The organism is Microbulbifer sp. ABH2_005 (assembly GCF_056160005.1).
In genome coordinates this window covers 1-359 of the sequence record NZ_JBSWWI010000013.1, presented here as the reverse complement: position 1 = coordinate 359, position 359 = coordinate 1, and the positions used below count along the sequence as shown (strand labels likewise).

Genomic DNA, 359 nt, shown 5'->3' with positions numbered 1-359 from the left:
AAAGCTGCGTAGTAAAGGCATTCAGTTCACAGATATTACTGCTGTGTTGGCTGGTGAAGGCAATGATACTGTTAGCACACTTGTAGCCGACAGTACATGGAGTCTCTCTAATACAGATAGAGAAGCCACAAGCAGCGGAATTACCTTTACCAATATAGAAAAAGTCACCGCTTCAGATAGTCAGGGTACACTGGAAAGTAAGAACGATGACAATGAATTTGCCCTGACCAATGATGGACGTATTGATGCTGATAGTATCCGCTTTACTGGATTTACCACAATTGAGGGTAATGGTACTGCGTCACTAAATGCCAGTGCTATTAGTGGCAATCTTCTTTTGCTAGATGACAACAAGGTAA

1 protein-coding gene is annotated in these 359 nt (G+C 42.1%); it reads left to right on the top strand.

Annotation, left to right across the window (positions count from 1 at the left end):
- Positions 1–359 (top strand): hypothetical protein (locus ACXAFI_RS20035; RefSeq protein ID WP_475110176.1); only part of this gene is annotated, 359 nt, incomplete at both ends.